At 60.9% G+C, this 25,722-nt stretch carries 28 protein-coding genes and 2 tRNA genes; 21 read left to right on the forward strand and 9 right to left on the reverse strand.

Annotated elements, in window-relative coordinates; translation table 11 throughout:
- Positions 1–77: 77 nt before the first annotated feature.
- The 10 genes from FY036_RS06480 to FY036_RS06525 all read left to right on the forward strand — a co-directional run bounded on the left by FY036_RS06480 (position 78) and on the right by FY036_RS06525 (position 8,506).
- A complete protein-coding gene (locus tag FY036_RS06480) occupies positions 78–2,255 on the forward strand; it encodes a L,D-transpeptidase family protein (protein WP_148913905.1) in 2,178 nt (725 codons plus the stop codon).
- 91 nt (positions 2,256–2,346) lie between these two features.
- Positions 2,347–2,421 (forward strand) — tRNA-Val (locus FY036_RS06485).
- A 101-nt stretch (positions 2,422–2,522) separates the two neighbouring features.
- The gene (locus FY036_RS06490; RefSeq protein WP_148913906.1) at positions 2,523–3,572 is read left to right on the forward strand and encodes an integrase; all 1,050 of its coding nucleotides are present in this window, start codon (positions 2,523–2,525) and stop codon (positions 3,570–3,572) included.
- 880 nt (positions 3,573–4,452) lie between these two features.
- On the forward strand, positions 4,453–4,815 hold the full coding sequence (locus tag FY036_RS06495) for a hypothetical protein (protein ID WP_148913907.1): 363 nt from the start codon (positions 4,453–4,455) through the stop codon (positions 4,813–4,815).
- Positions 4,812–5,183, forward strand: a complete 372-nt coding sequence (locus tag FY036_RS06500; protein WP_148913908.1) for a hypothetical protein — start codon at positions 4,812–4,814, stop codon at positions 5,181–5,183. Before FY036_RS06495 ends, FY036_RS06500 begins: the two co-directional genes overlap by 4 nt.
- Positions 5,180–5,635: a hypothetical protein gene (locus tag FY036_RS06505; protein WP_148913909.1), complete on the forward strand. Its 456-nt coding sequence runs from the start codon at positions 5,180–5,182 to the stop codon at positions 5,633–5,635. The genes FY036_RS06500 and FY036_RS06505 overlap by 4 nt, the downstream gene beginning before the upstream one ends.
- Positions 5,636–5,966: 331 nt before the next feature.
- Positions 5,967–6,215 (forward strand): hypothetical protein, encoded by a 249-nt coding sequence (locus tag FY036_RS06510; protein ID WP_148913910.1) that lies wholly within the window; start codon positions 5,967–5,969, stop codon positions 6,213–6,215.
- Entirely contained in the window at positions 6,212–6,400 is a 189-nt protein-coding gene (locus tag FY036_RS06515; protein WP_148913911.1) for a hypothetical protein, read from the forward strand. Before FY036_RS06510 ends, FY036_RS06515 begins: the two co-directional genes overlap by 4 nt.
- Positions 6,401–6,481: 81 nt before the next feature.
- Entirely contained in the window at positions 6,482–6,841 is a 360-nt protein-coding gene (locus FY036_RS06520) for a hypothetical protein (protein ID WP_148913912.1), read from the forward strand.
- A gap of 111 nt (positions 6,842–6,952) precedes the next feature.
- On the forward strand, positions 6,953–8,506 hold the full coding sequence (locus FY036_RS06525) for a hypothetical protein (protein WP_148913913.1): 1,554 nt from the start codon (positions 6,953–6,955) through the stop codon (positions 8,504–8,506).
- Between the two features lie 37 nt (positions 8,507–8,543).
- Here FY036_RS06525 and FY036_RS23890 read toward each other — a convergent pair whose 3' ends face one another.
- On the reverse strand, positions 8,544–9,899 hold the full coding sequence (locus FY036_RS23890) for a DUF4062 domain-containing protein (RefSeq protein ID WP_201744704.1): 1,356 nt from the start codon (positions 9,897–9,899) through the stop codon (positions 8,544–8,546).
- 372 nt (positions 9,900–10,271) lie between these two features.
- Here FY036_RS23890 and FY036_RS06535 point away from each other — a divergent pair.
- Positions 10,272–10,344, forward strand: a tRNA-Val gene (locus FY036_RS06535).
- Positions 10,345–10,493: 149 nt separating this feature from the next.
- Here the strand turns inward: FY036_RS06535 and FY036_RS06540 are convergent.
- Entirely contained in the window at positions 10,494–11,177 is a 684-nt protein-coding gene (locus tag FY036_RS06540; protein WP_148913914.1) for a phosphoglycolate phosphatase, read from the reverse strand.
- Positions 11,178–11,294: 117 nt separating this feature from the next.
- Here FY036_RS06540 and rpiA point away from each other — a divergent pair, with 117 nt between their 5' ends.
- From rpiA to gor, 3 genes are all read left to right on the forward strand, one after another.
- On the forward strand, positions 11,295–11,993 hold the full coding sequence (gene rpiA, locus FY036_RS06545) for a ribose-5-phosphate isomerase RpiA (protein WP_148913915.1): 699 nt from the start codon (positions 11,295–11,297) through the stop codon (positions 11,991–11,993).
- A 78-nt stretch (positions 11,994–12,071) separates the two neighbouring features.
- Entirely contained in the window at positions 12,072–12,569 is a 498-nt protein-coding gene (locus FY036_RS06550) for a DUF2059 domain-containing protein (RefSeq protein WP_235897562.1), read from the forward strand.
- Between the two features lie 107 nt (positions 12,570–12,676).
- Positions 12,677–14,068 (forward strand): glutathione-disulfide reductase, encoded by a 1,392-nt coding sequence (gor, locus tag FY036_RS06555; protein WP_148913917.1) that lies wholly within the window; start codon positions 12,677–12,679, stop codon positions 14,066–14,068.
- Between the two features lie 275 nt (positions 14,069–14,343).
- Here gor and FY036_RS06560 read toward each other — a convergent pair whose 3' ends face one another.
- Positions 14,344–15,276, reverse strand: coding sequence for an alpha/beta hydrolase family protein (locus FY036_RS06560; RefSeq protein WP_148913918.1), 933 nt, complete (start codon positions 15,274–15,276; stop codon positions 14,344–14,346).
- Positions 15,277–15,411: 135 nt separating this feature from the next.
- On the opposite strand from FY036_RS06560, the gene FY036_RS06565 reads away from it, so the two are divergent.
- Together FY036_RS06565 and FY036_RS06570 are read left to right on the forward strand one after the other, a co-directional pair.
- Positions 15,412–16,056 carry a gamma-glutamylcyclotransferase family protein gene (locus FY036_RS06565; RefSeq protein ID WP_235897563.1) on the forward strand — a complete coding sequence of 215 codons (645 nt, stop codon included), beginning with the start codon at positions 15,412–15,414 and terminating at the stop codon, positions 16,054–16,056.
- Between the two features lie 94 nt (positions 16,057–16,150).
- Positions 16,151–17,530 carry a class II 3-deoxy-7-phosphoheptulonate synthase gene (locus FY036_RS06570; protein ID WP_148913919.1) on the forward strand — a complete coding sequence of 460 codons (1,380 nt, stop codon included), beginning with the start codon at positions 16,151–16,153 and terminating at the stop codon, positions 17,528–17,530.
- Positions 17,531–17,581: 51 nt separating this feature from the next.
- Here the strand turns inward: FY036_RS06570 and FY036_RS06575 are convergent, their stop codons facing one another.
- Entirely contained in the window at positions 17,582–18,475 is an 894-nt protein-coding gene (locus FY036_RS06575; protein ID WP_148913920.1) for a lipid kinase, read from the reverse strand.
- A 204-nt stretch (positions 18,476–18,679) separates the two neighbouring features.
- Between FY036_RS06575 and FY036_RS06580 the strand changes: the two genes are divergently transcribed.
- The 3 genes from FY036_RS06580 to FY036_RS06590 all read left to right on the forward strand — a co-directional run bounded on the left by FY036_RS06580 (position 18,680) and on the right by FY036_RS06590 (position 20,410).
- Positions 18,680–19,096 (forward strand): GFA family protein, encoded by a 417-nt coding sequence (locus tag FY036_RS06580; protein ID WP_148913921.1) that lies wholly within the window; start codon positions 18,680–18,682, stop codon positions 19,094–19,096.
- Between the two features lie 104 nt (positions 19,097–19,200).
- Positions 19,201–19,998, forward strand: coding sequence for a DODA-type extradiol aromatic ring-opening family dioxygenase (locus FY036_RS06585; RefSeq protein WP_148913922.1), 798 nt, complete (start codon positions 19,201–19,203; stop codon positions 19,996–19,998).
- Between the two features lie 52 nt (positions 19,999–20,050).
- On the forward strand, positions 20,051–20,410 hold the full coding sequence (locus FY036_RS06590; RefSeq protein ID WP_148913923.1) for a diacylglycerol kinase: 360 nt from the start codon (positions 20,051–20,053) through the stop codon (positions 20,408–20,410).
- 26 nt (positions 20,411–20,436) lie between these two features.
- Here the strand turns inward: FY036_RS06590 and FY036_RS06595 are convergent, their stop codons facing one another.
- Positions 20,437–21,015: a DedA family protein gene (locus FY036_RS06595; protein ID WP_148913924.1), complete on the reverse strand. Its 579-nt coding sequence runs from the start codon at positions 21,013–21,015 to the stop codon at positions 20,437–20,439.
- Positions 21,012–21,569 (reverse strand): DUF1003 domain-containing protein, encoded by a 558-nt coding sequence (locus tag FY036_RS06600; protein ID WP_148913925.1) that lies wholly within the window; start codon positions 21,567–21,569, stop codon positions 21,012–21,014. Before FY036_RS06600 ends, FY036_RS06595 begins: the two co-directional genes overlap by 4 nt.
- Positions 21,570–21,636: 67 nt before the next feature.
- Here FY036_RS06600 and FY036_RS06605 point away from each other — a divergent pair, with 67 nt between their 5' ends.
- Positions 21,637–22,350 carry a DNA-3-methyladenine glycosylase I gene (locus FY036_RS06605; RefSeq protein ID WP_148913926.1) on the forward strand — a complete coding sequence of 238 codons (714 nt, stop codon included), beginning with the start codon at positions 21,637–21,639 and terminating at the stop codon, positions 22,348–22,350.
- A 51-nt stretch (positions 22,351–22,401) separates the two neighbouring features.
- Complete coding sequence (locus tag FY036_RS06610) at positions 22,402–24,084, forward strand: NAD+ synthase (RefSeq protein ID WP_148913927.1); 1,683 nt, start codon at positions 22,402–22,404, stop codon at positions 24,082–24,084.
- Here the strand turns inward: FY036_RS06610 and FY036_RS06615 are convergent, their stop codons facing one another.
- Genes FY036_RS06615 through FY036_RS06625 form a run of 3 tightly spaced genes read right to left on the reverse strand, consistent with a single transcriptional unit; the run spans position 24,085 to position 25,396 of the window.
- Positions 24,085–24,714, reverse strand: coding sequence for an ATP-dependent Clp protease proteolytic subunit (locus FY036_RS06615; RefSeq protein ID WP_148913928.1), 630 nt, complete (start codon positions 24,712–24,714; stop codon positions 24,085–24,087).
- Positions 24,715–24,749: 35 nt separating this feature from the next.
- Positions 24,750–25,085 carry an SRPBCC family protein gene (locus FY036_RS06620; RefSeq protein WP_148913929.1) on the reverse strand — a complete coding sequence of 112 codons (336 nt, stop codon included), beginning with the start codon at positions 25,083–25,085 and terminating at the stop codon, positions 24,750–24,752.
- Complete coding sequence (locus tag FY036_RS06625; protein ID WP_148913930.1) at positions 25,082–25,396, reverse strand: ArsR/SmtB family transcription factor; 315 nt, start codon at positions 25,394–25,396, stop codon at positions 25,082–25,084. The genes FY036_RS06620 and FY036_RS06625 overlap by 4 nt, the downstream gene beginning before the upstream one ends.
- Positions 25,397–25,722: the final 326 nt, after the last annotated feature.

Consider the following 25,722-nt stretch of genomic DNA (forward strand, 5'->3'; position numbering starts at 1 on the left):
TTAACCCGGCAAAGTTGAATCACTATAGTCGCGGCCCACATCCTGCTTATTCGCGGGCGAGGGGAACAAGGGGACAGATGATGAGATTGACGCGCAGCAAGGCCCTGGCCATTTCGACCACCGCCATGGTTGCGATACTTTCCGGTGTGCCCCAGGCTCCGGCGCAGACGCTGATGGACATGCTGCGCGGCAACCGCGTTCAGCGCGAAGCGCCGCCGCAGGCCATGCCGCCCGCCGCGCCTGTCCAGCGCGCCGCGCCGCCGCGCGTCAGCGGCCCAAGCTACTACGCCTACAAGACCGACGCGCTGGTGCGGGTCGATTTCGCCGCGATCACGCCCGAGCGTACCGACGACCATGCCGCGCTCCCGCCGCCTGGCGTCGATTCGCAGTCGGTTGGCTCGACCGTTCTGGTTGCGCAGGCCGTTTCGCCTGTGGTGACCGAGACGGATGAAACGGTGACTTCCGTGCAGGAAGAGGCGACGCCGGTCGAGACGCCTGCTTCAGAGGAAGCCGCAGCCGATGAGCCGGTGACTGATTCGCAAGCCGCGCAGGAGGCGGCGCCGCTGGACGAAACGGATCAGGACGCGGCCGTTCAGGACGTGATCGAACGGGCGCGCAGCGTGCTGGAATCGACCCCGGACGTGGGCACTGCCGAGACGCTGACACCGCCGGCGGTGGAGGAGACGCAACCGGGTGAGACCGTTGCGGAGACGCCCGCACCGGAGCCGCTGACCGACGAGCAGATCGCCGCTCTCCAGCAGTTCGAGCTGATGGCGGAAAAGGAAGCCGCCGACGCCATCGTGGCCCACTACACCGCGTCGCCCGAATATATCTGGGTCAGCGCAGGTGCGCTCAACGACGATGCCCGCGCCGCGCTGCGGGTGCTGGGGGACGCTTCGAGCCACGCGCTCAACCCGGAGGACTATGCGCTGACGGTGCCGGGCGCCGGCGCGGGTGTGGCCGAACTGGCCGCGTTCGAGATGGAGCTTTCGGCGCGCGTGCTGCGCTATGCCCGGGATGCGCAATCTGGCCGGATCGACCCCAACCGCATCTCCGGATATCACGATTTCGCCCCGAAGGAGCTGGATAGGGCAGGCCTGCTGCAATCGCTGGCCGAAAGCGATGACGTGGCGAGCGTGCTGGAGGCGCAGCATCCCCAGAACGAGCAATACAGGGCGCTGCGGGTGGAGCTGGAAATGCTGCGCGCATCGGCCGAAAATGACATCGTCGTTGCGCCGAACACGCTCGTTCGCCCCGGCGAGACGAACCCCGAATTCCCCAAAATCCTGACGCTCATCAACCAGCGCGCCGATGAAGCCTTCCGTGCCGAGCACGGCGAGGTGCTGACCCGTCATCTGGGAAGCGAAACCTACGTGCAGGAACTGGGGCCCGTCATCAAGGCGGCACAGGCGGCCGCAGGCGTCGGCTCCGACGGCGTGATCGGTCCGCGCACGGTGCAGGCGCTGGCGGGCGTGTCCAAGGCAAGCCGCATCGAGAAGGTCGAGATGGCGCTCGAGCAGGCGCGCTGGCTGCCCTCCGACCTCACCGATCGCCACGTCTTCATCAACACCCCTGCGTTTACGGCCAGCTATGTCGAGGACGGCCAGGAAAAGCTCTCGATGCGCACGGTGGTCGGCGGGCTTTCGACGCAGACCTACTTCTTCCAAGACGAAATCCAGTATGTCGAGTTTCACCCCTACTGGGGCGTGCCGCGCTCGATCCTCGTCAACAAGTACCTGCCGAAGCTCTATTCCGACCCATCCTATCTGGACCGCAACGGCTTCGAGGTGGTGGATCGCCGCGGCCGCGCGATCCCGTCCTCGTCCGTGAACTGGGCGCAGTACGGCGCGAACCTGCCCTACGACGTGCGCCAGCGCCCGGGCCGCGGCAACGCGCTGGGGGAGATGAAGATCATGTTCCCCAACAGCCATGCGATCTACATGCACGACACGCCCGAAAAGCACCTGTTCGACCGCGACAACCGCGCGCTGTCGAATGGGTGCGTCCGGCTGGCGGACCCGCGCGCGATGGCCGCGGCCGTGCTGGGCTGGGACAGGCAGCAGGTCGACAGGCGCCTCGAAGGCCAGCACGGTCGCGAGAACCTGTCCGTCAAGGTGCCGGTCTACGTCGCATACTTCACCGCATGGCCGAACGCTGCGGGAACCGTGGAGTATTTCAACGACGTCTACAGCCGCGACGAGAAGACCCGCGAGGCGATCGAAAAGGTCGAAGCGCTGCGCAGCGCAGGGGTGTGAAAGACGGCGCGAAGATGATGCCGTTCGCCGCTTGACTTGATGTGGGGCGGCCCCTTATATCGCGGCGCGTTTGCGATTTCGGATCGCGAACGGGCGCGTAGCTCAGCGGGAGAGCACACCCTTCACACGGGTGGGGTCACAGGTTCAATCCCTGTCGCGCCCACCATCGAAAAGCTTAGTCTTCTCGGTGGTTTACCTCGATAGCCCTTCCTTCCTAGAGACCATTGAAACGGCTGCTGGTCCCACTCTGGCTCCAGGAGTTAGCCAATGGCTTCGATACGCAAGCACCGCGACAAATACCAAGTCCGCATCCGTAGGCATGGATATCCGACGATAACCAAGACCTTCGCCAAACTGCCCGACGCGAAGGAATGGGCGAACCACCAAGAGCGGCAGGCAGACAGAGGCGAGCTTGGTCCCGACAAGAGAGAGCTAGACCGGATCACCCTTGCCGATCTCATCAAACGCTATCTGAAAGAAGTCGTCCCGAGGAAGCGCCATGGCGAGACAGACACATTCGCCTTGAACATGCTGCTTCGGCACAAGGTCGCAAAGAAATCCCTATCCGAACTGTCGCCTTCGGACTTCACGTCATACCGCGATGAGCGCCTTACGCGCCCGTGCGGTCGCAGGGGTAAGACAGTTTCCCTCGCCACCTTGAAGCGGCAGCTTACCCCGGTCCGGCATATGTTCCGCCACGCTCATGACGATTGGGGTATCCCACTACGCGACAACCCGCTAGCGAAGGTCAGATTTAAGGGGGCAGACAAAAGGCGGGAGCGACGGCTACGCGAAGGCGAGCAAGACCGGCTGCTTCTGGCCGGGAAGAAGACGCGGAACCCGCTCATCGTTCCTATCATCCGTTTTGCCCTAGAAACGGCCATGAGACGTGGGGAAATCCTTGCCCTTCGTTTCCACGACGTAGACCTTGAACGCCACTCTTTGACCGTCAGAGAGTCAAAGAACGGGTATTCGCGAACAATCCCGCTGTCTGCTGCCGCTGTCGCCGTACTGACGGATGCAATTCGACGGATGAGCGATAAGGACAAGGTCAGGAATGCTCTCATCTTTCCGACAAAGCCTCTCGCCCTTCGTCTCGCATGGGATCGACTGACCAAGAGGGCAGGAATTGATGATCTGAATTTCCATGACCTTCGGCATGAGGCGATATCTCGGCTGTTCGAGCTTGGATTGACGGTTCCGGAGGTCGCTTCGGTGTCAGGGCACAGGGATATGCGGATGCTTTTCAGATATGCACACGCCAATCACGTCTCCATTAGAGCGAAGCTCAACATGGCCGAAGGCCTATCGGGCTAAAATGGCTGCCGTAAGCTCGGCTCGGTCCGACCTCGGGAGAATTGAGCCTTGGCGAAAGTGAAAGGCTGGCTGCTGCTGAATAAAAACGTCTTAGTAAGGGGAAGGGTGAGGTATAGGGCTTAGACGCTGGGAGAATGAGACGCCCTTGATATTCGATCTGACGGAGCGGCAGGCTGGACCCCTTGAAATCCTTGGGGTTCAGCCTTTTTCATATCATCTCAGCAAATCTGACGTAGGTAAGAATCTTCACCCTCACCTTCCGCCCTACCATTGCCCCTCCTTTTCTCTCTATCCTATGCACAAGCCCGCTGACAGACGTCAACCCTCATCGTGGCAAGTACAGCGGCGAGCGCCAGAAGCTCTCCACGAGTCTTCTAGGGGGCTTTACAGCCTTCCGTTCTCCTATGCAGTCGAAGACAAATTCGTAGGCGCATCGGGGTCAGAATGGCAATCCAAATCAACCCAAATCACCCGCCGCTCAACACTCTACAAACCGTTGAATTTATTGTTCTTTTTCTCACCTCTCGCAAACCGTTGATTTGACTCAATAAAACTTGTTGATAAATCCTCATCCTGAGCAATCTTTTGAATAAAATTATGACTATCAAAGCCTTACCTCACAAGGGAACAGAGAATATACTTGAATTTTTTCCGAAAATGTGCTACTTTATAAGTGTAGGGTTGGATTTCTATTTTTTCTACCACATTGGCTGAATTTCCATCCTTTCATGAATCCCAATCTTCTGCCGTTTTTACCTTAAACCTCTCAGGAGGGGCTGGAGGGATTCTGACTCCTAGACATTAACTGCCTGCTGTCCTTCGTAGCCGAAGGCAAGATAGCGGGCTATCAAGCAGCAAGAAGCTCTAGAAAGGAGCCATAATGAACTACCAAGAAATGAGAAACCGTCCAAAGGCTGCTTCCCGTGACAGTCTCAACGAGACGTACCTTGCAGCACGGGACATGGAAATCCGGAACCTCGTATCCCGTATCAAGAACCTTGCCGGAAGGGACGTCTCTCCTGAATTCCTAGCAGAGGTCGCCCAAGCGCTGGCGGAAGACGCCCTTTCTTCTTCGTCCAAAGCTGGTGAATACTCAAAGCCGAAATCGCCAGAAGAAGACATGGGAGAACGGGCTTCCCGTGCGACGGCTAGAAGGGCGCAAGAACTCTTGGACGAAGAAGCTGAAAGAGAAGCCCGCCGCGCCCCTTCCCATGAGCGTCACATTTGGGGGCCGGGAGCATGAATAAGACCAAGATGGTAAACTCTAAACCGGCCTCCCTCTATCAGACGGCATCGAGTGCCTACGAGACAGAATATGATCGCCAGATTGCCGAAAGGGCGGAAGCCGAGAGGAAGAAGCGGGAATACTCGATTGATGTCGGGGACTTCTTTCTTACTCGTGATCCTGTCTATGACCTCTTCGCCATTCGCCATAAAGACGGAAACCCAATACCCAAGGGGCTTCAAGGTATGTGGCGGGACAAGGAGACGTTCCGGGCACAGGCTGAGAAAATCCTTGGAGCGGCATATTCCGTCGCTGCCTTGAAGAAGAGGGAACTTCGAGAGCGTGAGCTAGCCGAACGGGAAGCTCTCGCACAGGAGGCCCTATGACAAATCGTGCCATTACCCATATTGTTGATGAAGATTCCAATCCTGTCGCTCTCGTTCCTCTCGGCAGGAAAGGCGAAAAGGGAACGGCGATTATCCTTGATGAAGACCTCGCCCTTCTCGAATCTCTCGGCCTCTCCATGAGATGGAACCGGCACACAAGGACAGGCATCGTTGTCGCCCCGACTTCGGCGTCTTCAGGTGGTTCCGTCCAAGTCGCCCGTGTCCTTCTCGATCTAGGGCCGGGTCAGAATATCCGCTACCGGAACGGCGATCCTACCGACCTTCGCCGGGACAATCTCGAAATCAAACCGGAAGGAAACGCCATCCGCCGTGACCGGGACTATCTGACCCCGAAAGAGAAGCGGAAGGCATGGGGTCCGCCTGTCGAGCACGTGTTCGCCTTCGGCTCCAAGCCGATCTTTTCTTCTCTGCTAGCGGCCCTTCCCCGGTAGCTAGCGGGACGCTCCGAGCACTCGCTTGGAGAAGGAACCGGGAGGAGTCCTTTGGTCCGGCTACAGGCAAGTAGCTGTAGGCGCTTCTCCCGGTCCTCCTTTCTCCCAAGGTCGAAGGCCGATCAGAACCAGCCTCCGGCTCTTTAAAGAATAACTCCCGCCAAGAAGGAGAATTTAGATAATGAGACAGCAAGAAGCGTCAAAATCCAGAAACCCAGGAAATCCAAGGGCTCCAGCACGCGCGAAGCGGTCTGACGCTACATTCTACCTAAATGGGGTAAGGCGCGTCCGCAAACCCTTACAGCGCAAGGCCTCCAGAAAGCCAAATAGCGTGTCCCTCGATGATTTGCGACGTTCAGCCGATTGGAGCGGTTTTTGCTTCGACCGAGGCTATGAAGTCTTCATGTTCTCGAAGTCGCTCACTCGCCGTCAGTGTGAGCATCTTGGCTTGAAATACCCGGCTGTCGAGAAGGGCATCTATCGCTGTGCCGATGCCATCCTGCCCGATGAGTTCCACTCTGATGCAAGGATAGCTGCCCGCGCCATAGACGCCGTCATTTCCATGGAGGTAGCCGAATGAACGAGGAAACGAAAACCCCGATCACTCCAGAAGAAATCGAAGCCGTGAAGACCGAACGGGGAGGATGGACGAAAGCCCAACTGGCTGAATGGGGTGTCCCGTGGCCTCCACCAAAGGGGTGGAAGGAGAAGATCGTCAAGGACGGCTACCCGTATTCGGAAAAAGGTATCGACGAGACTGCGTAGGATAGAGTCAGCATAGTTCCTCATTGCCCATTGCTAAAAGCCGTTCATACTCAATGACGATTGGTAATGGAGGGGGAAAGCATGGAATTGATAATTGGCACGATTGTCATCATCGCGGTCGTAATCTGGTTCATTCGCGGATCGGCAAAAGTTTCGAAGATGAATGATGATCCTATTCAGAATGATATATTTTTAATATTGATTGGTATTTCTGCAGATGAATTTGGTGTCGATGAAGCATACGATAATTTAAATCAGATCATATTTGGAAATAATTTTAAATCATCTGAATTAACATCTAGAATTGCCCATGCTTGCTCTATGGTAAAAACAACTGGAAATCACGCCATCTATGAGCGATCTAAACGGGTTTGTGATGTTGTCATTAAAGAGTGGCCAAACCCAGTATCTGCAAGTTCTCTTCGTGAAATTCTTTCGTGATGTAGTTTCAATCTATATGAAGTACATAAAAACGTCTTAGTAATGGGAAGGGTGATATAGACCCTTCTTATCAGCAGCGGAGAAAGGAGACGGTCTTTGACCTAGGAAGGAATGAATGCACTCACCAGAACAGCCAAATTTATGAATGTCGATTGGTCCCTACAGCCCCGCAATGACGAGGAAGGGCGATGGATCGCGGCTGTCGTTGACGCCATACCGAAGGAGAGCTTACGGCATCCCGCTACGCAGTTCCTGATTCCTATCATCCTTTCAGTCATTGACGGCTATCTCTGTGGCCATTCTGTCTTGGTCGATGGCTTGCCGACGCATATCGAGGATCCGTCTGTCGATGACCGTGATGCCGTCCTTTCCGCCCTTTCCGCTGTTAAACTTATCAAAGCCAATGAAGCCAACGGGGAAGGTTACTATGACCCCTGCCAACGGCTGACGGACACTCTCGGGAAGCCGAAGTCCGTGCTTCTCAATCACAGCCGTCCCCTTGGTCTCCATACGTGGTCAGACTACCCGGCGGTCGACGCCCTGACGGATACGATCTATGCCGATCACTTCGGCCCCAAACAATCGACGGTCAGGCGGAAGCTCCTTCGACTGGTCCTTCTGGAGCTTTATCTTGCTTGGACGACAGACCCGACCCTGAAGCTCACGGTTTCACGGAACAACAACGACTATCCGCGTGACCGCTACAACGGCATGGGGATTACGAAGACGATCATCGACGTTATCAATATCCTTCGTGATGCTGGACTGATCCGGCAAGCAATTGGCTTTAATGACCGCCTATCCTCGAAGGGCTACATCTCACGGATTTGGCCGACGGGTAAGCTGACGGCAATGTTCGGCCAAGCCGGGTTCGAACCGGAGGACATCGATACTCACCACCGACAGGAAACGATTGTTCTCAACCGTCCTAGTTCGAAGCCGAAGGTCAATGAGCGCATCGACTACGACGACACCGAAGAAACCCATCGGATGCGTGCGCTTTTGGGTGAATATAACTCTCTCCTTGCACGGACCGATATCGGCATTCCTAGCAGAGACACCAATCCACATGACAAATTCGTCTATCGGGTGTTCAACCGTGGATCGTTCGAGATGGGTGGCCGGTTCTATGGTGGCTGGTGGCAGGACTGTTCGAAGGCCGAACGGGCGCTAATAACAATAGATGCCGAAGAGACAATTGAACTCGACTTCCCCGGCATGCTTCCCACCCTGCTCTACGCCGAAGCCGGTATCGACTATTGGTCAGAGGTCGGCAGCGACCCCTACACCCTCGTTGATCCCCCTGCGTCGGTTGCCAGCATCGCGACTAGGGAGTTCTGCAAGACTCTCTTCCATGCCGCTGTCAACGCCGAGAACGAAACGAGCGCCCTTAGATCGGTCCTCGGCAAGGGCCAGAAACTAACCCACCTTAGGCAAATCCTCGATCTATTGAAGGAGAAGCATAGGCCGATTGCCGACAGTTTTGGCACTGGCTGCGGGCACGAAATGATGAACAAGGAATCCAAGATCGCGGAACGGATTATCGAGCACTTCACACAGAAGGGAATACCTGTCCTGACCGTTCACGACAGCTATATCGTTGCTTGGGGGTATCGCCATGGACTGCAAGAGGTAATGGGCATCGCGCTAGAAACAATTAGGTAGGCATAGTGGCGGTTTATTCACGTGGGCACCACCTGTTCTAGCTGCCTTGCACCAAACGATCCGCCGTTTCGAATCCAGAGTTGGTGACATAGAAGACCTCGCCCTTACCATTACGATCTTCGATAAGGTGAAGCCGCTCGAGCTGATCTATCGCACTACGCCATCGAGCAATCTCTCTGCCGTCATTAGATTCAATGAGATTCCGGCCATTTGTCTGCACCACACTACCGCTCAGATGCTGCAAGCGCATGATCATACCATTCTGGTCCTTCACGGCTTCAAGCAACAGCTCCCTCGCTTGGTTGCTTATCTGCGGTCGAGGGCTTTCGTGTATGATGCTTGCGGGTTCACTGCCGGTAAACTCATCTGATCGTCCAAAGCGTTTAATGACAGTCTGTGCGAGTTGCCGCGCTAGCTTTTGACGGAACTCGTTCTTGGTATCGTATTCCTCAATCAAGCCATCAGCCATCGTCCTCTGCTTAAACGCCTTTAAGGCTTGGTATTGCTGGGGGTCGATACTGTCTAAAACAACGGGCTCTGAGGAAAAATAGATAAGAGCTGGCTTCCCAGCCGCTAAATGCTCTTCAATCTCTTCAGCAGTTCCACTGGCCGCATTGCCTGTTGGCGTTCCGAGCTTGGTCCAGAAGACTGCGACGAGAAGATCGCACCCTTTCAAGATTTGTTTGTTGATGATCGCTTGAGGACGATCACCCATAGCCGGAAAAGAATGGCTCTCCCACCCCACCGGCATAAGCACAATTCCACGATCTTCCGAGTGAATCGCGTTCCACTCGTGAATGACACTGCGAACGACTTCCCGCTCAGCAGCCACGTCACTGGGCGATGCAATCATCACTCTTATGACATCTGCTTTGTATCCCATCTGAGCGCCGTTCTCCTCATTCGCAATGTGGCAATATATCTCGCGAAGTACATTAACCCGAGAAGCTATGTCGGCAGATGTGCAGCCCTCCCACCGCCCTTCATCGCGCGCCTGTGGAAACTCAGTTCCGTTGCCACGAAGAACACGATCCTTGTCAACAGCAGCCCTGCGAATCTTTCCTACGAATTGCCCGACAAGCCCTTCCGTCTCTTTCAGTGCACGTTCCCTTACGGTGACTGGATAGCGCGCTAGTTCTCTTTCGAGGTCGTCAAATATCGACCCTAACTTCTTCCGCAGATATCGTTGGATGGTGTCCCAATAGATTTGCCGTGGAGTCCCTGCAAATGCCAAACCTCCGTACGTCGCGGTCCTGCCGTCAAACGTGTCGATCTCAACCGGCCCGTCCCTGCCAATATAATGCCATTTGAAGAACCACTCGTTTTGCATTCGCCGATATTCGTCATCCAATGAGATATTCAACCGGGAAGCAATTGGCGTCAGTCCTGACATGGCAGTGTACCGTTTAATTCAACCCATAATACGCGGGCGGGAACACAGTAGTAGCCCGGGCGACATTGGGTTCTGGAATTTCTGCTAGAAAATCTCGGGGCGTGATACCCTAAAGGACAGGCCCGGTATGCCCCCCTCCTACCCCCTCCGAGGGGTGTTCCAAAGGACCGCTGGTCCCACTCTGGCTCCAGTCAACGGGTGATTTCAGGCGGCATCGGGGCTACTCTATCTCCTTCGCCTACCGTCCTTGTCTCCTTACGCAAGGAGCTTGCGACGTATCTCCGAAGCTGCTAATCTCTTGGAAGTAGCTGATTTTATTTGGCTTCTAGGAATAAGAGCGCGTAGTAGGCGAAGCCGGTCAAGTCACCGTCAGGGGACGCCTCAGCGGGAGAGCACACCCTTCACACGGGTGGGGTCACAGGTTCAATCCCTGTCGCGCCCACCATTCTCCATATCTCACGGCAGTTCGCTTCGCTCACGCCTCCGATGGGGCGGGCGAAAGCCCGGGCCGCGGTCGCGCCTTGTTCCGGTTCGAGGATTCTCCTCCCACCTCCACCGTTCCCACGCTCTGAATCTGCCTGAATGACCGGCTGCTCAGCGCGCCATGGCGCCCAGAAGCTCTTCAACCACATCGACCGTAAGCTCGTCGAAATGCGAGATGATGCGCGAGGGTTCGAACTCGCGCACGTGCCGGTCGGTGTAGCCGAAATCGACCGCCACCACCGGGATGCCGGCCGCCTTGGCCGTGTCGATGTCGGTCCGCGAATCGCCGATCATCACGGCGCGGGCCGGATCGCCGCCCGCCAGCGCGATGGTTTCCGTGAGATGGCGCGGGTCGGGCTTGCGAAAGGCAAACGTATCCTGCCCGCATATGGCGGCGAACCGGGGCGCCAGACCGAGCGCGCCGATGAGCGAGGTCGAGAGGCCTTCGTACTTGTTGGTGCAGATCGCCGCGAGATAGCCGGCCTGCTGGAAGCGGTCGAGGGCCGCGAGCGCGCCGGGATAGGGCTGCGATTCGCCGGGAATGTTGCCGCCGTAATGGTCGAGGAAGGTCGCCAGCAGTTCGTCGAGCTGGGTCTGCGGCAGTGCGCGCTGCTGCGCCAGGAATGCGCGTTCGATCATCACGCGGCCGCCCATGCCGACGAAGCTGCGCAGCTCGGCCGGCTCGGCCCGCTCCAGCCCGGCGATGCCGAGGCAGTGGTTGAGGCTGGTGAGCAGGTCAGGCGCGGTGTCGATGAGGGTGCCATCCAGGTCGAAGACGACGATCGGTCTGCTCATGCTGCTTTATCCCGGCTGCAAAGGTGAGGCTGCGATAGCCTGCCCACGTGCGGCGGGCAAGCCTTGCACCCGCGATGAAAGATGCTAGGAGCGGGCATCGAACACGGGGAGAGGACCATGGACGCCAGGCAGCTCAAGATCGAGGCGGCGCGCGAAGCGCTCGGCCATGTCGAAGACGGCATGAAGCTGGGCATCGGAACGGGCTCGACGGCAGAAGAATTCGTGCGCCTGCTGGCGGTGAAGGTCGGCGAAGGGCTCTCCATCATCGGCGTGCCGACATCGGAGCGCACGGCGGCGCTGTGCACCGAGCTCGGCGTGCCCCTGTCGACGCTGGATGAGACGCCGCGGCTGGACCTGACCATCGACGGCGCGGACGAGATCGACCCGCACCTCGGGCTCATCAAGGGTGGCGGCGGCGCGCTGCTGCGCGAAAAGATCGTCGCGGCGGCCTCCTCGAAGATGATCGTGATCGCCGATGCGTCGAAGCTGGTCGATACGCTGGGGCGCTTTCCGTTGCCCATCGAAGTCAATCCATTCGGGCTTGGTGCGACGCGCGCCGCCATTGAGGACGCTGCCGCACGGCTCGGCCTCAAGGGTGAACTGACATTGAGGATGACGAACGATGCGCCTTTTGTTACAGACGGCGGGCATTTCATCATCGACGCATCTTTTGGCCGCATTCCGGATACAAGAGCGCTGTCCGATGCCCTTCACGCCATACCGGGCGTGGTCGAGCATGGTCTTTTTCTGGGGTTGGCCAAGGCGGCAATCGTCGCGGAGGCCGGCGGGGTGAGAACGGTGCGGCCCGCCGTATAAACAGGAGTTTCGAACGTCATGAATCTGGTCAACAGGTCCCGTCGCCTTGCAGCCGCCATAGGCGCAGCAGCTCTTCTGATGACGGCTCTTCCCGCGGCAGCGCAGGAAATCGCAGATTCGCACCTAGCCGCCGCACGCTCGGCCATCACCGCCATGCGCGCCACCAACGAGTTCGACAATATCCTGCCGCAGGCGGCCCTCGGCCTGAAGAACGAGCTGATCCAGCAGAACCCCAATCTGCAGGGCGACGTGAATGCCATCGTCGACGAGACCGCACTTTCGCTTGCTTCGCGGCGCGGCGACCTGGAGCGCGAGGTGGCGCTGATCTACGCGCGTGCCTTTACCGAGCCGGAATTGCAGGAACTGGCCGCCTTCTACGCCACCGAAACCGGCAAGAAGGTGATGGAAACCGCACCGCTGATGGTCCGTGAAATCCGTCAGTCGGCCGACATCTGGGGCAGGGGCATCGCGCGCGACATGGCGCAGCAGGTAGCCGAGAAGCTCCAGGAGCGCGTCGGGTTCAATCCGCTGGAAAACCCCGAGGGCGAGGCGACGCCGGCGCCTGCCAGCGAATAGCTGTTGGCCTACAAGTGAATCGGAGCCCGGCCTATGCGCCGGGCTTTTCTTTTTGGGCCTCCACCCTTACGTCAGACGCATTCCTGTAACCATCCCGGAGCGCCCGCATGGCTGAATTCGACTACGACCTCTTCGTCATCGGCGGCGGTTCGGGCGGGGTGCGTGCCGGCAGGCTCGCTGCGTCCATGGGCAAGCGGGTGGCGATTGCCGAGGAGTACCGTTTCGGCGGGACCTGCGTCATCCGGGGGTGCGTCCCCAAGAAGCTGTTCGTCTACGCCTCGCAGTTCCCCGAGCATTTCGAGGATTCCGCCGGATATGGCTGGACCGTCGGCGAAACCAGCTTCGACTGGCCGACGCTGATCGCCAACAAGGACAGGGAGATCGCCCGGCTGGAGGGCCTCTACCGCGCCGGGCTCGAGCGGGCGGGCGCGGAGATCGTCGAAAGCAGGGCGGTCCTGCTCGACCGTCACACGGTACGCATCGTGAAGGACAACCGAACGGTCACCGCACGTCACATCCTCATCGCGACCGGCGGCCGGCCGACCGAGCACCCCGCACTGCCGGGACACGAACATGCGATCAGCTCCAACGAGGCCTTTCATCTCGAGCAACTCCCGGCTTCGATCGCGATCGCGGGTGGCGGCTACATCGCGGTAGAGTTCGCCAATATCTTTCACGGGCTGGGCGTGGAAACCACGCTGATCTATCGCGGCAAGGAAATCCTCGGCCGTTTCGATATGGACATGCGCCGCGGGGTGCACAACGCCATGGAGGCCAAGGGCATCCGCATCATCTGCCCGGCTGTCGCGCACAACATAGGCAAGCGTGCCGACGGCAAGCTGGCGATCGAGCTGAGCAACGACGAAACACTCATCGTGGACCAGCTGATGCTGGCGCTGGGCCGCAGCCCCAACACCGAGGGCCTCGGGCTGGAAGCTGCCGGCGTGGAGACGGGGCATATCGGCGAGATCGTGGTCGACGACTATTCGCGGACCAACGTCGACAACATCTACGCCATCGGCGACGTCACCAACCGCGTGCAGTTGACGCCCGTCGCCATTCACGAGGCGATGTGCTTCATCGATACGGTCTATCGCGACAAGCCGACGACGCCGGATTTCGACGCCATCGCCACGGCGGTGTTCTCGCAGCCGGAAATCGGCACGGTGGGCCTTTCGGAAGACGAGGCGGCAAAGCGCTTCGACGAACTGGAAATCTACCGCGCCGAATTTCGCCCCATGCGCCATACGCTGTCGGGCCGGCAGGAAAAGATGATCATGAAGCTGTTGGTGGATGCCGCCACGCGACGGGTGGTGGGCGCGCACGTGCTCGGCGTCGATGCCGGCGAGATGGCGCAGCTTCTGGGCATAGCGGTCAAGGCCAGGCTGACCAAGGATGATTTCGACGCCACGATGGCCGTGCACCCCACGGCGGCGGAAGAACTGGTGACGATGTACCAGCCAACCTACCGGGTGAAGAACGGCGAACGGGTAGCCTAGACCGAGATGAGATCGGATTGAAACAGTTCTGTTTCTCCGATGGCGAGGCGATCCGCTAGAAGGACGGGCAAGGCAGTATCTGGGATACGGCCAAGTCCGTCCGTCGACGCGGGCGTCCGCCAGCGGGAAACCCTTCGGGCCGGGTGCATTCGCGCCAATCCCTTCGGTCTTCGGATTTGGCCGTATCCAGATACGACCTGCACCGAAGTCCTCGATCTTGACCCGAATGCCCTCCGGCAGAACGATTCAATCCAACCTCATCTCGGTCTAACCCTTCAACGCGCACGTCCGAGCGTCATAGGCCGGGCGGAAAGCAGCCAGTCGGCAAGCGGCGGCCACAGCGTGTCGGCGAAGCGAGATCGGAAGAAGCCGAGGTGCCCTATGCGCTGACCGCCGGCATCGGCAGGCGAAATCCAGCGCTGCTCGACCTGCGCGTTGGAATGATACGACATGAAATGATCGACCGCGCGCGGGGTTGCCCACGGATCGTCGGTAAGGCCGATTGCAAGAATCGGCAGGTCTACTTCCCGGAAGCGTTCCGTTTCAGGCAACTGCCTGTCGTCGAAGAAATAGTTCGTCATGCGGCACCAGCGTGCCCAGTCGCGAAAGCATGAAGACGGTATCGGTTCGCCCAGCCCAAGCCAGCGTGGCATGTCGCGATGGAAAAGCGAGACTGGCACGCCGACGAGGTTCATTCTTGCCCATACCCAGCGGTCGTCCAGCAGACCGACATAACCGGACATGGTAGCCACCATCGCATAGCGCGAGAATCGACCGGCTGCGCCGGACAGGCCGAGTGCGTGGCCCCCGTGGGATTGGCCGAGACCAACGGTTTCGTGGTGAGGTGCGACGGCCTGAAGGACATCCAGCGCGGCGGGAAAATCCTTCATCGCCCAGTCCTTGTAGTCTATGCGGCGGGACCAGCCGGATGGGCGAGGGGACTGGCCGGTGCCACGGTAGTCATAGGTCAGCACCGCCTTTGCGCCCGACTGCACCAGCTTGGCGGCGAAACCCGCATAGAGACCCTGAGGCACGGCGGTGGCAGACGAAATCAGCACCAGAGGGCCGTCGCCGCCACCCTCGAACAAGGTGCCGCCGAGTGAAAAGCCGTCAGGCGTTTCGATGGCGACCGGGCGCTTCGACACATCGAATTGCTGCAGCCGGCTGTCGAAGGCGTGGTCTTGCGCTGCGGATGGTTGCGTGGCCATCGTGTCCTCCGGCGATCATGAGATTGCACGCCGGGAAGGCTACCATTTACGTCAACGTCAAAGTCAATCCGATTTGTTTATGTTTGAACAATCTGCGCTATTCAAACGGTCGCACAGGCGCGATAGGCTTGCGCGATGAGACACGCCGAAACCAGCCATGCGAATGGTGAGCGAAGCGACGTGATCGCCTATTTCGGCTATGGCTCGCTGGTGTGCCGCGCGACGCATCGAACCGAGATCGTGGCGGCCGTGCCTGCGCGACTGAGCGGCTGGCGGCGGCAATGGCGGGCACGTCCGGACATGCCGGGGTTTCCGGCGGCGCTGCTGACGGTGAGACGGGAGGCGGACGGCACGTGCGACGGGCTGCTGGTGTTCGATCGTGCGGAGAACCTTGCCGCGGTCGATGCGCGGGAAGCCTGCTACCGCCGCGTGCAGCTGGATATGGCGACCGATCTCGACCTGCTGGAACCTGCGCCGTTCGACTGTCCCGCATATGTCTATGTCGCCGAGGACGATATTCCGCTGCACCCGCAGCCGCCGAAAATCCTGCGTTCCTACCTCGATGCAGTCATGCTCGGCTTCCTTGTCGAACATGGCGAGGAGGGGCTTTCGCGATTCCTTGCCCAGACGGAGGGTTTCGAGGTTGGCATTCACGACGACCGCGACGCGCCCATCTATCCACGCCCGGTGACGCTGGCCGACGCGCAGCGCGCGATTTTCGAACGAATGCTGGGCGAGGCCAGCAAGTCTGCCATCGAATCGGCACGTATTGCGGGGTAGTATATAACCCTGCTCTGGTGTAAGGAGCCGCGTTCCCGAAAATCCGGGTTCTTTGCGGGCGAAATCCGCCCGGCGCGACGTAATGGGTGCGAAGATGACGACGAAATGGTCCCCGAACTCCTGGCGAAACAAGCCGATCCAGCAGGTTCCGGCTTATCCGGATGCCGCCGCGCTGGCGGAGACCGAAAAGCAGCTCTCCACCTATCCGCCGCTGGTTTTTGCAGGCGAGGCGCGAAAGCTCAAGCGCCAGCTGGCCACGGTGGCCAATGGCGAGGCCTTCCTGCTGCAGGGCGGTGACTGCGCCGAGAGCTTCGCCGAGCATGGCGCGGACAACATCCGCGACTTCTTCCGCGTGTTCCTCCAGATGGCGGTGGTGCTGACCTATGCCGGCGCGCAGCCGGTGGTGAAGGTCGGACGAATTGCCGGGCAGTTCGCCAAGCCTCGCTCGTCCGACAACGAGACGAAGGGCGACGTGACGCTGCCCAGCTACCGCGGCGACATCATCAACGGCATCGAGTTCGACGAGAAGTCGCGCATTCCCGATCCCGCGCGCCAGGAGATGGCTTACCGCCAGTCGGCCGCGACGCTGAACCTGCTGCGCGCGTTCGCGCAGGGCGGCTACGCAAACCTCGAAAACGTGCACAAGTGGATGCTGGGCTTCGTCGCCGACAGCCCGCAGTCGGAGCGCTACGAGGCGCTGGCCACGCGCATCTCCGAGACGATCGACTTCATGCGCGCTGTCGGCATCAACGCCGAGAGCCATCCGTCGCTGCGCGAGACCGATTTCTACACCAGCCATGAGGCGCTGCTTCTTGGCTATGAGGAAGCGCTGACCCGCATCGATTCCACCTCGGGCGACTGGTATGCCACGTCGGGTCACATGATCTGGATCGGCGACCGGACCCGGCAGGCCGACCATGCGCATATCGAATACTGCCGCGGCATCAAGAACCCGCTCGGCCTCAAATGCGGCCCGTCGCTGACGCCGGACGGGCTGATCCAGCTGATAGACCTGCTGAACCCGGAGAACGAGCCCGGCCGCCTGACGCTGATTGCGCGCTTTGGCGCGGAGAAGGTCGGCGACAATCTGCCGAAGCTGGTGCGCGCGGTGCAGAAGGAAGGCCGCAAGGTCGTGTGGTCGTGCGACCCGATGCACGGCAACACCGTGACGGCGGCCGGCTACAAGACCCGGCCGTTCGATCGCATCCTCAAGGAGGTGCAGTCGTTCTTCGAGGTGCACCGCGCCGAGGGGTCGCATCCGGGCGGCATCCATGTCGAAATGACGGGCAAGAACGTCACCGAATGCACCGGCGGCGCGCGCGCCATCCGCGACGAGGAACTGCAGGACCGCTACCACACGCATTGCGACCCGCGCCTCAATGCGGACCAGGCGCTCGAACTGGCCTTCCTCGTGGCGGATCTGCTCAAGAAGGGCGCGGCCGGGCACACCGAAAAGAAGGTGGTCAACGGCTGACGCAGTTCGGCAGCTGAGATCGAGACGGGCGCTTCGGGCGCCCGTTTTCGTTCAGGCGGCGCGCTTGCGCGGGGTGAACACCTCGATGGCCTTGGGCAGAACCTTGAAATGCGCCGGGGTGGAGGTGACGATTTCGCCATCGGCGTTGACCGGCATCTCGGTGTCGGTCTCGATGTCGAACTCGATGCATCGCGCCGTGCGCACCTCGTTCCACGCACCGTGCGTGCCGGAGCGGAACGAGCGCATCATCAGGGCCAGTTTCCAGACGTTCTTCATTTCGAGGCTGTAGAGATCGAGGTGGCCGTCGTCGATGGTCGCCGACGCCTCGATGACATTGCCGCCGCCATAGTGGCGGCCGTTGCCTACGGCGATCTGGTAGGTGGACGTCTCGATACGCTGGCCCTTTTCGGTGATGCGGGCCTCGAACCGGTCTGCGTTGGAAAGAACGCGCGCGGCTGCCAGCGCATAGCCGAAGCGACCGAAGCGCCGCTTGAGCTTGGGGTCGAGCCCGCGCGCAAGCTCGGCACTGAGCCCGATGCTGGCGACGTTGAAGAAGGCATAGCCGTTCACCGTGCCCACATCGATGCGGTGCGTGTGGCCCGCGGCGATGACGTCTGCGGCCCCCTCAAGATCGACCGGGATTTCGAGCGTGCGTGCGAGGTCGTTCGCGGTGCCCATGGGGATGATGCCGAGCGGCAGGCCGCTTTCGATTGCGGCGAGCGCAGCCGACGAGACCGAGCCGTCGCCGCCGCAGACGATCACCCGATCCGCGGTCTCGCGCAGGCGCACGATGTCGCGCGCGATCTCCGGCAGGGCTTCAAAGGATTCGATCGTGACCTGAAGCCCGCCCTTTTCGAGCCGGTCGACGACGGGGGCTATTGCTTCTCCGCCGCGCCGGGCTTTGGGGTTGACGAGCAGGAGTGCGCGCTTCGACTGGGACGGCATTGGTGGCAACCTCGATCTGTGCCGGGCGCAGATAGGTGCCGCGGCGGCGTATTGCGACGCAACAACGCGCAAAAGCGCGGATCAGTCCGTTAATTCTTGGTAATGTTCGGCGCTTGCGACGCGTCTCGTTGATCCGAGCGTGAAGAAATGCGCGATGGCTCGCGCTGGCATTGGATGCGATTGTCGGCAAAAAGGGAGTGCGTCATGGACAGCCATACCGGAGGGTGCCTGTGCGGCGGCGTCCGCTTCACCGCGAGAGGACCGTTGCGCGGCGTGGTCTATTGCCACTGCTCGCAATGCCGGCGACAGACGGGCCACTATTATGCGGCGACGAACGTGTCGGACGAAGAGCTCCAGATCGAAGGCGCGGACAGGCTGACATGGTACCGGGCTTCCGATTTCGCGCGGCGGGGGTTCTGCTCGACCTGCGGCTCAGCGCTGTTCTGGAAAGGCGACAGGCTGGCCCATACCTCGATCATGGCCGGCAGCTTCGACACGCCGTCCGGGCTGGTGGGCGAGGTGCATATCTTCGTCGCCGACAAGGGCGATTATTACGAGTTGAACGACGGGCTGCCGCAACATGAGCGATCGACCGGTTCGGTCAAAGTCGCGGGAGACTGAACGCGTTCTGGCTTTTCGTTCCGGTTTTGTGAACGTAGAGTCGCCTGCGAAGCCCCTGCTAAGGCCAGCGGAACAGGCGTATATGATGGGAAAGGAGATTTCCCATGGCAAAGATGCCGATACTGTTCATCTCGCATGGCGGGCCCAACATCGTCATCGATGAAAGCCCCGCGCGCGACTATCTCGAAACGCTTGGCGAGCGGTTGCCCACGCCCAAGGCCATCGTGATCGTGTCCGCTCACTTCGAGACCGATGGCGTGGCTGTGGTGACCGACCCGGCGCCCGAAATGATCTACGATTTCGGCGGTTTCGCGCCGGAACTTTATGAAATGAAGTACGCCGCGCCGGGCGAGCCGGAGCTTGCAGAACGTGTATTCGGCCTGCTGCGGGATGCCGGGCTGGGCCCGTCGCGCATCGAAAAGCGCGGCTACGATCACGGCACCTGGACGCCACTGAAGCTGGCTTTTCCGGCCGCCACGATCCCGGTGGTGCAGGTGTCGATCGATCCCAACCGGGACGCAGCATGGCACCATGCGCTGGGGCAGGCGCTGTCTCCGCTGCGCGACGAGGGCGTTCTGCTGATCGGGTCGGGCCACATTACTCACAATCTGCGTGCGCTGTTCCCCATCATGCGCGGCGGCAAGACGGCCGACCCGGAGCTGGTCGAGCAGGTCAATTCGTTCACCGGCTGGTTCGCGCAGAGGCTGGCCGAAAACGACCGCGAGGCAATTCTGGACTGGAAGGCGAGGGCGCCTTACCCGGCGGAGAACCACCCGACCGACGAGCACCTGATGCCGATCTTCTTCGCCTATGGCGCGGCCGGCGAGCATCCGCGTGTCGAGCGGGCGCATGCGTCGAAGCAACTGGGTTTCTTCGCCTACGATTCCTACCTGTTCCATTGAGCGCAAGGCTTGGATAAGAGGGGCGGACACAACGCATAGCGGCCCGCCCCCAATGAAACGACTCATCAACGCGACGAAGAACTCGCTCCGGGCATTGCAGGTTCTCATCCGCGAAGAGGCGGCCTTTCGCCTCGAAGCCATCCTGCTCGTGCTGGCCGTGCCGGTAGCCTACTTCATCGCGTCATCGTGGCGGGGGTTTGCGCTGATGATCGGCGCGATCCTGCTGGTGATGATCGTGGAGGTGCTGAACACGGCGGTGGAGGCCGCGTGCGACGCGTTCTCGCGAGAGTTCAACACCGATATCCGGCTCGCCAAGGATTGCGGTTCGCTGGCGGTCGCCATCTCGCTTGTGCTTGCCGGCGGCGTGTGGCTGCTCGCTATATTGGAATGGATGACCGGTGGGCCTGTCTAATTGGAATGGATGACCGGGAGGCCGGTCTAGCCTTTCGCGCGCCGGGCGTAGTGGTGCGCCGCCACGGCGGCCAGCAGCGTGGTGACGAGCCCGATGCCCAGCCCGATCAGCAGGCGCTCGTGCCTGGCGAGTTCCTGCCCGACGAGCTGCTCGGCTCCCGCGCCAAGCAGGTAGCCTGCGCCTAGAAACAGGACCGCCCAAACGGCCGACGAAACCGCGTTGAGCGCCACGAACTTGCCGGCGGGTATCGAAGACAGGCCGGCGGCGACGCCTCCGACGAGGCGGAAGCCGTAGGCGTAGCGGTTGAGCATCACATAGGTGGCCGGTCGTTTCGCCACGAGTTCCAGCGCGCGGCTGAAGCCCGGGCGCGCTGCCTGCCGCACGACGAAAGGGTGCGCGGCAAACCGTCTCCCTGCCATGAAGAACAGGGCGTCACCCAGAAACGCACCTCCAAACACGGCCAGAAATGCGCCCGCGGCATTGAACACATGCTGGTGTGCAAAGAAGCCGGCGAGGACAGCCGCGCTCTCACCTTCGGCGACACAGCCAAGGAACACTGCAATCAGGCCGTATCGCTCGATCAGCAGGTGGATGGCGTCGGTCACGATCCCGGCCTTTCGCTGCGCAGTGCCGCCTCCAGGCGCTCCAGCCTCTCGGACACCGACCGAACCTCGGAGTGCATGGCGACGATCTCGTTATGGCGCAGCGCGTCCATTTTCTCGTGCAACGCCATGATCTCGATCTCGGCCTTGAGGTTGACCTCGTAGTCGTGCGCGGCATCGAGCCGATCGCGCGCGGCCTGCCTGTTCTGCGACATCATGATGACCGGGGCCTGAATGGCTGCGAGCATCGACAATACGAGATTGAGGAAGATGAAGGGGTAGGGGTCGAACGCGTCGCGCGAGAGCAGCCAGGCGTTGCCGACCGTCCAGAGTACGAGAAAAAGCAGGAAGCTGACGATGAACGTCCACGAGCCGCCCACGCGTGCGATGGCGTCGGCCAGCCGTTCGCCAAGACCGGCGTGATCCGACACATGCCGGTTGATGTCCTTCGCCAGCGGCCTGCGGGTGACGGCGCTCTGCAACACGCGGTTTTCGGCATCGCCTATTTCCGCACCCGGCAGCCATCGTGACGCCAGCTCTTCGACTGTTTTGGCCATTGCGATTCTCCCGCTTGGCTGAACCGATCCGGTGAAGCATCATCGCGCCGATTCAAGGAGGCCGACCATGCTTTCGTTTCAATCTATCCGCGCACGGGCCGCCGACCGCAAGGGCGGCGATGAGGTGCTTGCCTCACTGCTGGGCCCGAAGCCGGAAAATACCGCGCTGGCCGGGGTGTCTGACGACCGTATCCTGTCCACCATGGCGCAACGCGTGTTCTCGGCCGGCTTCGTGTGGAGCGTGATCGAGCAGAAATGGCCGGGCTTCGAGGAAGCGTTCCTCGGCTTCGAGCCGAAGCGGCTGCTCTTCCAGCCGGACGATTTCTGGCATGAGCTGGCATCCGACAAGCGCATCGTGCGCAATCCGCAGAAAATCAGGTCGGTCAGGGAAAACGCGGCACTGGTGGATCGCGTGTCGCAGGAGCATGGCGGGTTCGGCCGGTTTCTGGCCGGCTGGCCGGCCGACGACCAGGTCGGCCTGACGGCCTACCTTGCAAAGCACGGCAGCAGGCTGGGCGGCAATACCGGGCAGTATCTGCTACGCTGGTTGGGCTGGGACACTTTCATCGTTTCCGCAGACATGGCGGCCGCCTTGCGCGATGCCGGGCTGGACATCGCCGAAAACCCGACCTCGAAGAAAGACCTGGCCGCCATACAGGCGCAGCTGAATGCGTGGGCGCAGGAGAACCAACTGCCCCGCGCGCATATCTCGCGCATACTTTCCATGTCCATCGGGCCGAACCGTTCGCCGGAAGAGTTGCGCGCCTATGTCAGCGCGTAGCGGGCGCCTGTGCCATTGCCGCAGCGGGGAGGCCGCGCTACAGCCTTTGCCATGACCAAGTCGAAGCCTTCCATTCTCCGCATCGCCGTCGCCCAGCTCAACCCGATCGTCGGGGACGTTGCAGGAAATCTCGCCAAGGCGCGCGAAGCCAGGGCGGACGCTGCCCGCCACGGCGCCGACCTCGTGCTCTACACCGAGCTTTTCATCGCGGGATATCCGCCTGAGGATCTGGTGCTGAAGCCAGCCTTCGTCGCTGCCTGTGAGCGCGCCGTGGAAGAGCTGGCGGGCGATACGGCCGATGGCGGCCCGGGCGTCATCATCGGAACACCGCTTCGCCGCAAAAGCGGACTGCACAACGCCATCATGGTGCTGGACGGCGGCAAGGTCGTTGCGGAACGCTTCAAGATCGACCTGCCCAATTACGGTGAGTTCGACGAGAAGCGCGTGTTTCAGGCTGGCCCCGACGTGCCGGGTCCGGTCAATTTTCGCGGCGTGCGGCTAGGCATCCCGATCTGCGAGGACATCTGGGGCGAGCTTGGCGTGTGCGAGACGCTGGCCGAGAGCGGGGCCGAAATCCTGCTGGTGCCGAACGGCTCGCCATACTATCGCGGCAAGGGGGATGTGCGGCAGCAGGTGGTCATCAGGCAGGTGATCGAGACCGGCCTGCCGATGCTCTACGCCAACCAGATGGGCGGACAGGACGAATTGATCTTCGACGGCGCGTCGTTCGCGATCAATGCAGACAAGTCGCTGGCCTTCCAGATGAGCCAGTTCGAGGCGACCTGCGTCGTCACCACATGGCGCCGGGACGACGACGGAGGCTGGCGGTGTACCGACGGACCGATGTCCAAAATTCCGGAGAAGGAAGAGGCCGACTATCGTGCCTGCATGCTCGGCTTGCGGGATTACGTCGACAAGAACGGGTTCAAGAACGTCGTTCTCGGCCTTTCGGGCGGCATCGATTCCGCCATCTGCGCGGCACTGGCGGTGGATGCGCTGGGCGAAGAGCGCGTGCGCTGCGTGATGATGCCGTATCGCTACACGTCGAAGGATTCGCTGAAAGACGCGGAAGACTGTGCCCGCGCGCTCGGCACCCGCTACGACATCGTGCCGATCTTCGAGCCGGTGGAGGGGTTCTCGAACGCGCTTTCGCAGATGTTCGAGGGCACGAAGGAGGGCATCACCGAGGAGAACCTCCAGAGCCGCGCGCGTGGCACGATCCTGATGGCGATCTCGAACAAGTTCGGCTCGATGGTGGTGACGACCGGCAACAAGAGCGAGATGTCGGTGGGCTATGCCACGCTTTACGGCGACATGAATGGCGGCTTCAACCCGATCAAGGACCTCTACAAGATGCAGGTCTATGCGCTATCGCGCTGGCGCAACGACAATGTGCCGCCCGGCGCGCTGGGGCCTTCGGGCGAGGTGATCCCGCACAACATCATCGACAAGGCGCCGTCGGCGGAGCTTCGCCCCGACCAGACGGACCAGGATTCGCTGCCGCCCTATCCGGTGCTGGACGATATTCTCGAATGCCTCGTGGAAGGCGAGATGGGCGTAGACGACATCGTCGCGCGCGGCCACGACCGCGACACCGTCCATCGCATCGAACATCTGCTCTATATCGCCGAGTACAAGCGAAGGCAGGCTGCGCCGGGGGTCAAGATCACGCGAAAGAACTTCGGCCGTGACAGGCGCTATCCGATCACCAACCGGTTCCGCGACAGGCAGTAGTCAGACGGGCGGGGGCGTGCCGCCGGCCTCGACGATCTCGCGCCGGTCGTAGACATGGTCGACGAGGCCCCATTGGCGGGCTTCTTCGGCGTTGAAGAAGTAGTCCCGGTCCAGCACGCGCTCGACTTCTTCTTCGGTGCGGCCGCAATGCTCGGCATACAATCGGATCATCCGACGCTTCAGCTTGAGTATATCCTCGGCATGGCGCTCGATATCGGACGCCTGCCCGCGAAAGCCGCCCGAGGGCTGGTGCAACAGGATGCTCGCATTGGGCAGCGCGATGCGGCGGCCGGGCTCGCCCGCCATCAGCAGGAACGACGCCATGGAGCCTGCCGTGCCCATGCACAGCGTTGAGACGGGCGACTTGATGAAGCGCATCGTGTCGTAGATGGCGAAGCCGCTGGTGACGACGCCGCCGGGGGAGTTGATGTAGAACGAGATTTCCTTGCTCGGATTTTCCGACTCCAGGAACAGAAGCTGCGCGCAGATCAGGGAGGCAGAGGTGTCGTTCACCTCGCCGTTGAGGAAGACGATGCGCTCGCGCAGCAGCCGCGAGAAGATGTCGAACGAGCGTTCGCCGCGTGGCGATTGCTCGACGACCATGGGGACGAGATTCATCGTGTCGCGCATGGCGCGATCCTCCTTGCTGGGCTGGTTGGTTCAGATCAGGCGGCGCGCGCCATCGGCGAACGGTTCGCGTTGGCGGCGACCGGCGTTCGTGCGGCGATGCCGTGGGTGAGCCGAAAGCGGGTGCGCCCCTCCGGCATCGGCGACAGGTCGATCGTCACGACCGTGTCCGGTTCGCTAGCTTCGGGATCGTTCCACGCATAGCGGACTCGCGTGCAGGGCTCGGCCTCGATGAGCGCGTAGGAGTGGCCCTCCGGACCGTCGAGCCACCGGGCGGCGAGTTCCGGCACCGTCAGCGCGCGCCAGACCTTTTCCGGCGCGGCATCCAGTTCGCAATCGACCACGACGGCGTCTTCCGTTTCGATGTCGCTCATTGGTCGATCTCCCTCAGCAGCTTTTTCAGCCTGTCCACGCGGTGAGGCCAGAACTCACGGTAGCGCGACAGCCAGTCGAACAGAGGCGCGAAGCCGTCCGGGTTGACGCTGTAGTTGACGTTGCGCCCGACGCGCGCCTCGCTGACGAGACCAGCCCCGCGCAGCACGGCAATGTGCTGCGAGACGGCGGGCTGCGATATCGCAAGCCCTTCGCGAAGCTCGGTGGCATTTTTCTCGCCGGCCAGAAGACGCTCGAACACGGCGCGGCGGGTAGGGTCGGCGAGAGCGCGGAATATTTCGGATTCGTTCATGGCTTTAGAATAAGCATGAACTTATCAGATAGGCAATGGCTTATTCGTCTGGCTTAACGGTTGGGTATTCTGACCCAACGGAAATCTTATCCGGTGGACTTGGCAAGGCGCAACGACGCAGCTACAAGCGCCATCCCGTCTGTCCTTGAGGAGGCCCGAATGCCAGCATTCTCTTCCACGCATCAGGGCAGCGCCATGATCGCAGGGCGCAGCGCCTAGGGTCCAGCCAGACCCGTAGCTGAACCCGGCCTTTCGAGGCGGCTGCCAATCGACCCGTCCCGCCATGCGGGGAGGATCGTCTTTTCCCGGCACCGCCTGCCCCAGAC

It is taken from the genome of Neoaquamicrobium microcysteis (genome assembly GCF_008180155.1).
Taxonomy (GTDB): Bacteria; Pseudomonadota; Alphaproteobacteria; order Rhizobiales; family Rhizobiaceae; genus Aerobium; species Aerobium microcysteis.